7 protein-coding genes are annotated in these 9,785 nt (G+C 27.2%); 2 read left to right on the forward strand and 5 right to left on the reverse strand.

All coding sequences use genetic code 4. The annotated features are described in order from the left end of the window. Positions 1-155 precede the first annotated feature (155 nt). Together D9R21_RS02430 and D9R21_RS02435 are read left to right on the forward strand one after the other, a co-directional pair. The gene (locus D9R21_RS02430) at positions 156-1,880 is read left to right on the forward strand and encodes a PQQ-binding-like beta-propeller repeat protein (protein ID WP_126820954.1); all 1,725 of its coding nucleotides are present in this window, start codon (positions 156-158) and stop codon (positions 1,878-1,880) included. A gap of 19 nt (positions 1,881-1,899) precedes the next feature. Continuing rightward, positions 1,900-3,090 carry a ribosome-inactivating family protein gene (locus tag D9R21_RS02435; protein WP_126820955.1) on the forward strand — a complete coding sequence of 397 codons (1,191 nt, stop codon included), beginning with the start codon at positions 1,900-1,902 and terminating at the stop codon, positions 3,088-3,090. A 64-nt stretch (positions 3,091-3,154) separates the two neighbouring features. Here the strand turns inward: D9R21_RS02435 and D9R21_RS02440 are convergent, their stop codons facing one another. The 5 genes from D9R21_RS02440 to D9R21_RS02460 form a co-directional block, all read right to left on the reverse strand. After that, positions 3,155-3,748 (reverse strand): hypothetical protein, encoded by a 594-nt coding sequence (locus D9R21_RS02440; protein ID WP_126820956.1) that lies wholly within the window; start codon positions 3,746-3,748, stop codon positions 3,155-3,157. 626 nt (positions 3,749-4,374) lie between these two features. Continuing rightward, positions 4,375-5,058 (reverse strand): hypothetical protein, encoded by a 684-nt coding sequence (locus D9R21_RS02445; RefSeq protein WP_126820957.1) that lies wholly within the window; start codon positions 5,056-5,058, stop codon positions 4,375-4,377. Between the two features lie 46 nt (positions 5,059-5,104). Further along, positions 5,105-6,592, reverse strand: coding sequence for a type IV secretion system DNA-binding domain-containing protein (locus D9R21_RS02450; RefSeq protein ID WP_126820958.1), 1,488 nt, complete (start codon positions 6,590-6,592; stop codon positions 5,105-5,107). A gap of 11 nt (positions 6,593-6,603) precedes the next feature. Beyond that, positions 6,604-9,111, reverse strand: a complete 2,508-nt coding sequence (locus tag D9R21_RS02455) for an Mbov_0397 family ICE element conjugal transfer ATPase (RefSeq protein ID WP_126820959.1) — start codon at positions 9,109-9,111, stop codon at positions 6,604-6,606. A gap of 58 nt (positions 9,112-9,169) precedes the next feature. After that, positions 9,170-9,592 (reverse strand): hypothetical protein, encoded by a 423-nt coding sequence (locus D9R21_RS02460; RefSeq protein WP_126820960.1) that lies wholly within the window; start codon positions 9,590-9,592, stop codon positions 9,170-9,172. Between the last annotated feature and the right edge of the window lie 193 nt (positions 9,593-9,785).

A 9,785-nucleotide genomic window follows, 5' to 3' on the forward strand; every position in this document is an offset into this window, starting at 1 on the left:
ATGAAAATACAACTCGTCAAAATTTATATTTTCATAAGTATAAAGTAACAAAATAATATTGTTTTGTCAAATTATATTTTGAAAAACAATAAATTTTCATTTTGGTGAAAAATATTTAATTTATTTTGCAATAAAATGAAGGGAAATTATACAAAATGAAAAAATTACTAAGTTTATTAAGTATATTAACAATTACTGGAACTGCAATGCCAATAACAATTGCCGCTAGCAGTTATAAGAAAGAAGAGTTTAAATTAGATAGTAATATTAATTATTCACAAACAAATAATTTAAAAAATTTAAATCGAAATAAAAGAGAAAATAATCAAATAAATAATTTTTCAGGAATAGTAAAATTATTTAATAATATTAATATTTCAATATTTAGGAATGATGTTATATTAAAAAATAAAACTTATTTTGGTGGTAATAAAAATGTAGAAGAATATGATATATTAATACAAAAAACAAAATCTATTATTAATACAAATGGACAAACCACAAAATATGGTGTTGTATTAAATAATAAAGTTTATTTTGGTTCAAGTGATAATAATGTTTATGAATATGATACGACAACAGGACAACAAAAAATTGTTATAGTTACAAATGGTGGTATTATTTCATCTGGAGTATCATTAAATAATAAAGTTTATTTTGGTTCAAATGATCATAATGTTTATGAATATGACCCAGCCACTAGAGAACAAAAAATTGTTATTAGAACAGGCGGTCAAATTTGAAGTTCTGGAGTATCATTAAATAATAAAGTTTATTTTAGTTCAAATGATCATAATGTTTATGAATATAATTGTGTAACAAAAAAACAAAAAATTATTTTTAATATTCGAAATGACAATATAATGCAATATGCTAGTGGCGTTGTATCAAACAATAAGATTTATTTTGGTTCTATAGATGGTAAGATATATGGATATGAACCATTAGAATTAATTGAATCTGACATTATTGATTTGCAAGAACAAATAAGAAGGGGGGCATATTTATATTATCAAGAACAAAATCCTAATTCTTATGTTAAAAATATAGAGTTTAATATGAATGATTTAAAATATTCTGATATTGAGTTAATAAAAAGAGAGCTTGTTTCTAATATTAAAGAAGTTGAAAATATTTGTGATGGTATTGCTCAATTTGAAAATAAAACATCTGATGAAGAAGAATATCAAACACAAAATTGTAAATATACAAAACAGAGCATTAAATCGTATCAAATATTAAAAGGGTTAAATAAAAGAATTGATAATACATTAGAAAAAGGAACTAGCAATACTGGCACAAGTAGTATTTTAAATAGTAATAGTAAAAGTAAAATTTCACAAACAGGAGGAGAAGTTAGCGCCGGAGGAAGTTTGTTCGGTATTGGTTTAAGTGCCAGCATTTCACATTCTCAGGGAAATGAAGAAAGTAACACTTCACAAACAGAAAAATTAAATTCAAAAACAGAAAATATTTCACAAATTATTTCAAATTCTTCATCAATTGATTTATCAAATGTTACTGAAAATCAAAAAATAGAAACTAGAGAAATTGAATTCCCGTCTCAAAAAGTAAAAGTTGGTGGGAATCAAACCAAAAAATTAACTTTCACTCTAAATAAAACTATTACAAAAAACAAATTTATTTTTAATCAATATATTAATGGAAAAATAAAAATAAAAATAATTGATGAATATAATAATATAACAGAACAAGACTTATTAATTAAAGATGTAATGAATAGTCTAAAAAACAATGGTATTTTGCCAAAAGAAATTGTTATAAATAATAGTGATATTTCATTTCAAGGTTCTTTTTTACTTAATAAAGTTAGTAGCTCTAATTTAAATATAGTAACAGAAGAAATAGATACAATTTAAGAAAGAAGGTAAAATAAGAATGAAAAAACTTTTAAGTTTATTAAGTGTATTAACAATTAGCGGAACTAGTATGCCAAGTGTAATTGCTGCTAATCCATATCAAAAAGAAAAAAGTAAATTAGAAAATATTGTTGATAATAAAAAAATTAATACAAATAACTTAGAAAATTTAAATAGAGTTAAAAGGGGTAATAAAAAACCTAAAAATGATAATAAACAGGAATTGACAAATGAAAATAATGCCCCTTCAACTTCGAATACAAATAAAAAATGTAATAATAGAGGAAACAAAAAATGTCCAATAAAAAATGAAGAAAGTTCGTTAATAACAACCAAAAGCGCTAAAGAAAGGATTTTAGATAGTATAAAAAGTCATAGTAATAATATTTTTAAAATCACTAATAATAAATATAAAGATTTTTTAAGAGAAAGTATTAATTATTTTCAAGAAACTAAAAATATTATTCATGAAACAATAAACCCGTTTACGGGAAAATATATTTTTAAAATAAAAAAACATAATGTAGAAGATAGTTATAAAAAAATACCACTAAACATTGAGGGAAATAAAATTGATTTAATTCTAAACAAAAGTAACTTATACGTTGATGGTATTATTACTCACAATAATGGCGATGGTACAGAAAAAAAACTTTTCTATTTTTCAGATTCAAATCTTGCTAAAAATGCTGAATCATTAAATTCTAATGATAAATATAAGTTATTTGGTAAAATATTAGATTTGGAAATAAAAACCGATGATAATTTAAGTAAATTATCACACAAATTATATTTTGATTCTAATTATAATACTTTAACATCTGGGGAAGAAAACATTAAAATAAATAAAGAAAACATTAAAAAATCTATTATTAATTTAAGTAAAATTAATGAAGAAAATCAGCAAGATTTAAAAAATGATTTTCTCCGAGTTATTTTTACAACAGCAGAATCAACAAGATTTTTTTCTATTAGAGATGAAGTAAAAAAAGTTTTATCTAGTTCTGATTCAAACCCATATGAAATTAATTGACAAGATCATAAAGATACATTAACTAATTGAGATAAAAACAGTCAAAAATATTATGAAATGAAAGATAGTATTGAATTACAATTAAAAATGACGCTTGAAGAAAAACAAAAAATATATAATGTTGCTGTTTTAGCTGTAAAAGATGATGAAAAAATCCGCACCATCCAAAGAGAATAATTAATAATTGAGTTAATAATTATATAAATTTATTTATGTTTAATAAAAACAGCGTGTGCTGTTTTTATTTTTCTTTATTCCAAATCTCATAAGTGTTTTGGGGCGAATAAGCACCAATAATATTGATTTGATTTTTAATTCAAGTTGCTAATGTTTGAGTGGGGGTAATCCAGTGAATTTTACCGCCATCAACAAGTCACTCTCGCAAGTTAATTAGTTTTGTTCTAAAACGGTCGGGTGACTTGCGGGTGCGTTCAAATTCGACATAAATTTCACTATCATCGCTTTTTGTGATGATTAAATCAGGGTAGGCGTTTAAATTGCCGTTTTCCATTTTGAGTTCACGCTCAGTTTGATAGTGTATAATGTAGGTTTGATTACAAAGTCATTTGATAAGCATATCTTGATGGGAAAGTTCATAATAATTAACTTTAATACTTTTTTTATGAACTCGCCCTAAATGACTTTGTGCTTTACTCGTTAAAGTATAATAGTTTTTCTTCGGCAGAATATCCACATTCAACATTTTTAAATTTACTAATTTCATAACAAATTTATATGTATTATTTTCTTTTTTATTCAAAAGCAAAGATATTTGCTCTGTGTTTAAATACCCTCAACGATTTATCATCAGCAATATTTTTTCTTGTTCACCCATAACATCAACTCCTTACTAACCAACTTTGTTTTTATAGCACAGGGTGGGGTTTTTTCTTTTTTGGGTTCGCTTTTTTCTTTTAAGGGCACGGGCAAAAAGAAAAAAGGAACTAGGTGGTTATTTATTAGTTGTATTAATTGCAATTAATACAACTAATAAATAACCACCACTGTGGAACACAAGCATTAAGCCTAAACCCCGTGCTATCAACAACGTTGGGAGTGCGGGGTTTCGGGTGCTTGGCGTGCCAAAATGCTTGTTGTTCCGCAGCATAAGCAAAATTTTATATTACAATATTTTTTATATAAATTGTATATATTAATTATACATTAAATTAATATATTTATTACTTTTTTGAATAAAATTAATAATAAAGTTATTTAAAAATACTTTAAATAGTAACTTAGAAATTAATGATTTATATAATATATGTTATTTTGATATAGTACAGGAATAGTTTTGGAATTATATTGGAAGAAAGGTTATAATAAAATAGGTGATTTGCCAAACAGCAAAAAGGATACGATCAAGACCATATCTTCGGTTGTATTTGTTGTCTTGCTACTCTGTGGTTTTACGCAAGCTCTTATGCTTTGTTGCTAGAAGATAAACTCAAAAATAAGAGTTTATTGGAAGATGTCGTCATTTAACTCATTTAGGATTCGTTCAACATCTTCTTCGGATAATTTTGGTGGATCCCACTTGTTTTTTTCATACAGGGTGCTATAATCATCGACAAGAGAATTATTTTCTCTTGTTTCAATTTGATTATTTTTATTAGCAGAATACTTTGTTTGGATAAAAGTTTGGTATTCTGCTTTTAGTTTGGCTATTGCTTGTAGTTCTATTTGATATTTTTTATCAACGTCAGCTAAAAATTCTTCGCGGTTTTTAAACTTACGAAGACGTGACTCAACAGCTTGTCATTTTTCAAATTGACGGTGTAAAGTATTTAAACGATGAAATTGATACATATTGGTTTTAATCATTGCGTCATATCCTGTTACTTTGATCTTTTCATCAAAATAAAACACATGATAAGCACCAAAAACTTTAATCCCAACATTATATCAATTGGGGTTGTTTTTGTTTCTAATACAGGCCTTTTTTGGCATGACAATGAAGTTTTCACCAACTCGCACCTTATTTGATAATTCGGTGTAGTTAAAAATATCAGATTTGTGTACAAAAAAGTTACACATGTGTTTTTGATTGTCTAACTGATTAAAAACTTTAAATTGACCACCACGTGGTAATTTAACAAAATGATAATTTACTTGTTGTTCAAATTGAACTGTTTGTGTATTCATAATATATTTCCCTTCTGATAAGTAAGTAATTTATAATATTATTTATTTAATAATTTGGAATTACTTGAATTTTTTGAATAAATAAATCACCACTCAGAAGAGTGGTTTTTAAATAGCATTCCCCAATTTTAAGGTTTTTAAGGTCGTTCGGATGAACAATAAATTCATCCACCGTTCGCACCGAACCCATATCAGTATTATTGTTTTTAAAATCAAGTTGGCGCGTTAGTTTTTCGGTTTCTTGGGTACCAAAGACACTCGCGACATATTCCGCGGTGTTCGGGTCTTTGATGTTATGACAAACAATAGTGCTGACATTTCCAAAAATGGTATCTGTTAAATTCATATTGTTTGTTTTTAGGTCGTTGATTGTTTGGAAAGAAAAGAAACATTGATAATTAAAACTACGCGACTTATTTATCAAATTGACAATTGTTTCGCTCGCAAAGACATTAAATTCATCTAAAACAATGTTAATTTTTTGATTAACTGGTTTTAGTGTAGTTAATTCTTTTAAGTCTTGGATAATAATTTTTCCAACAGAACCCGCCAGTTTCGGATACATCAACGAATTGATACTAAACAAAATTGTTTTATGATTGGTAATCAATTCTAACAAAGTATTTTTATTGCCAAAACTAGTGTTTAGTTGTGTGTTATAAACATTTAATTGATTAAAAAGACCGTTGATATCTTTTTCATCAAAGTTGGATAATAACGAAGGGCTGTTATCATTAAAATTTAGTAATTTTTCTAGTTGTTTAATCGGAAAATATTTAACTAAATTATCAAAAGTAACAGCAATATCATTTTTTAAAAGTGTATCAAGCAACAATAACAAATAATTATGTGATAGATTTTGATAATACTGTTCGGAAAAGTCAAACAACGACATTATCTTATCCGCTAAAATAACTTTATCTTTATTGGCAAAAGGGTTATATTTTATGTTACCATCAATTTCTCAAATAAAAATATTGGAATCTAGTTGTTTAACTTTATTAATTAAATCAATATCTCCCTTACCATCAATAATTATGGTTATTTCTCGAAATTTAAACCTTAACTCTTTTATAATTTGCATTAATGTCGTTGTTTTACCGCTACCAGTAGTGCCAACAAGAAGTGTGTGTTGAGTTAAGTTTGACTTTATTAAACCAAAGTTTTTGTTTAATTTAAGCAACTTGCTTTGTGGAATTTGTTTAAATTCTTGTTCTTTTCTTTTTGCTTTCTTTTTTTGTTCGTACGCAAACATATCAAAATGTTGTCATTTCTGATAACCAATAAAACCAAAAAAGACAACCACAACGATAATGGCAATAATTGCGGAAATTTTAAAGCAAATATCTTCTGCATATGCAGTTGAAAAAGTTTGTCAAGTAACCGCCTTTAGTTTTATTCCTGCATAGCCAAGCGAAATAGGAATATTAATTAAAGCAATTAGCAAGAAAAACGTTAATACAGAAAATATTAATCAAAAGATTACTTTTTCAAATTTATTAAGTTTTTTAAATTGTTGTTTGATTTTACGCATGAATCTATCTCCTAACTAAAAGCTTTTTGCTCTATTTCGCTTGCTTCAACATTTAATAACATTCGATTATTAGCACCAATCGAAAACAAGCAAGTTCCCGTTGGGGCGGTTGCAATCGTATCTTTTTGATATTGATTTAACCGCCCACTAGTGGCAATTAAATTATCATAATCTTGTAAATCACTTGCCGCTAAGTGATGAACAAACTGATATAAACAGTTGTTTATTATTCCTTGCGCTTGGGTTTTAATGTTTGCATTACCCATAAAATCATTGATATTTTGGGTCATAATATACAAAATACCATTATATTTTCGAATTCGTTTTGTCATTTCAAACAAGAAATTCAACGCTAAGGTATTGTTTTCATTAATTAACAAGTGGGCTTCATCAATTGCAATACAAATTCATTGTTGTTCGCTAAGTGGTAGGGTTTGGTTTTTAGCTTTGTTTTGTTTAACCACCCTATCTAAAAATGAAAGCATTAAAAACAATTGAGCGTTTTGACGATTTTTGTTTGATGTTAATTCGTGGGTATCAAAAACAATTAAATTACTTTTTAGTGATAAGGTACTTATTCCGTTTCACAAGTAACCATCTGCCCCTTTGGCAAGTTTTCATAAAACATTGTATAAGTGTGATTTGTTATTTTCGCTTTTTTCTTGTTTTTCAATTAGAATAAACAAATCTGAAAGTGTGGGATAATTGTGAGCAGTTAAAGTATTTAATTGTGTTTTATCAGTAATTTTAAAATCTTTATATAATTTCAAAAGAGTTTGTTGTAATAAACTTAAATCAATATCGGTTAAAGACGGATATAAAATCTTAAACCATTGTTCTAGTAACGAGATATGTTCTAGTAAATCATCTGAAAAAATCTCTAACGGATTTATTCGGGACTTGTCAGATTTACCAATTGGGATAATTTCCCCACTATAGTAATTGGCTAATTGCTGGTATTCCCGTTCAGGGTCAATAATAAATAACTTTGTATTATTTAAATATAATCAATTTAATTGCTTTTTAGCATTAAATGTTTTACCGCTTCCAGTCATTCCGACAATAAAAGCGTTACTACTATTGCGGAAACTATCACGGTGTTTAATATCAAAACTTATCGGCTCATCAATATCATTTGTTCCCAAGAGCAACCCGCAATTATCATTTAGCGGCGTTGCCACAAATGGATAACTACTTGCTAAAGAAATTACAGGCATTTCTTGTCATCATTCAGTGCTGTTTTTAATATTGTTGTTTCAAACAAAGTTATATGCTTTTAATTGCTGAAATTTTAATTCATCAGGGACAAAACCCTTTTTCACCATTTCACTGATTAACATTGTTCTAATACTATCTAGTTCTTTTTTCGTATCAGCAAAACAAGTAAACATAACCGAAACCATTTTCAAGGTTTCACCCCCATTTTGAACCATATTCATCAATTCCGTAAAATGTTCTAAATATGATTGATATTTAATTTCTTCACTTGTTTTGCTTGTTGTTTGAATTTCAGCACGATTAATAGCGCGGTCAAGTAATTTCAATGCTTCTTGGTCTGAAATATGATGAACTTTAATATTGACATTAACATTGCTTAAATTCGCAAGAAAGCCCAACCAAGTATCAGGCACCAACAACGGATATTGTGATACAGTTAAATAAGAAATAAATTTATTATCAACTGTCACATAATTAGCAAATTGTCTAATTTTATGTGGTTTATCGCCAACATTATTCGTTGGAATAATATTGCGTTGAACTAACAAATTTGTTTCTTCAAATATTGCTTTAATAAATTTAATGTTATTATCAAATTCATTAATAACATATCTTAATTTTTGATTTATTGAAGCCACATTATCACCGGTAATCATTAAAAAGTATGCAGTTTTTAATTTCTGATTACTGTATTGCAAATTCAAATATCAATTTTTTAAATTTGTTAACTGAGTTTTTTTAAACTCAGTTTTTTCTTTGTCTAAAAAATTATCAATATGTTTAATTTGTTCTAAAAATTCATATGGGGTTTGAATTTTACAAATTTCAAAATCAATATCTATTGTTTTGAAAATGCTAGATAATTTATAAATAGGGATATCACGTTCTTGTTGATTTGCCAACGAAATATCAACCGCTTCAATACGATAAACAACACTAGTTTTGTGTTTAAATTTAATAGTGTTGTTTTCTATTTTTTGAATTTGACTGATTTTTAAAACATCATTATTTTGTTTTTTAACAAAAATATATTTGAATGCAGTTCAAATAACATTGTATAGTTTAGTGCCATTTTTTGTTGGAAACATTAAAATTAAACTTGTTAATCACATAAAAATCGTCACAAGAACACTAACAATTATTTGATATTTAAATAGAAAAGAAAATATCAACGCTGTAATTAAAAAATCAATTACAATAATCGCAATTTCAACTTTGCCAATCCCATCAAGAGCATTAGAAATCGTAAAACGAATTTTACTTGCTCGTTTTGTGATAATACGCGCTTTGTTATCATCCATAATTATTGCCCTCCTTTAATGCTATTTTTTATTTTTCCTTATAGTGTTTACAATACTTTTATTTATCATTAAATCACTGATTAATTTTTTCACTTGTTTTGCTATTTTGGTCTTTATAACCACCGGTGAATGAGTTTTTAATATGTGCTTTGGCAACATTTTTAAAACCGTGTTCTTTCGCCCCTGCTTTATATGCACGAACTGTACCAACTCCTCGGGCAATTTTTTTACTTAAATTATAACTGGTGCTAATACCACTTACTGTCAAAGCACCACCGGTCATAAAGGCATTGGTTGCTACTTTCAACCCCATTATGTTGCCAATCCCATCACTCAACGATGTATTACCGCCCATTAGCGATGATAATAGTTGCGGTGATTTCACAACAACAATTCCAAAAGCAAAAATACCTAATAAAGTAAAAATTGGTCTTGTTGTTGGGTCAGGAATAGCTTTGCCGATTTCCGCAAACACTGACATACTCCACAAGAACAAACTATATGCTAAGAAAACCATATTAAAACTAATAAAGCGAGCAACCGTTAATTATTTTCAATTTTTAAATTTTCGTCCTTCATCTTGAATTGCCGATACTATCACAACAGGCGATATTACATAAAGAATTAATAACTCCGCCGTGCGTCAGAATAAAAACAAAGCAATCAATAAGAAA

Origin of the sequence: Spiroplasma endosymbiont of Megaselia nigra (genome assembly GCF_003987485.1) — a bacterium.
Lineage (GTDB): Bacteria > Bacillota_I > Bacilli_A > Mycoplasmatales > Mycoplasmataceae > Spiroplasma.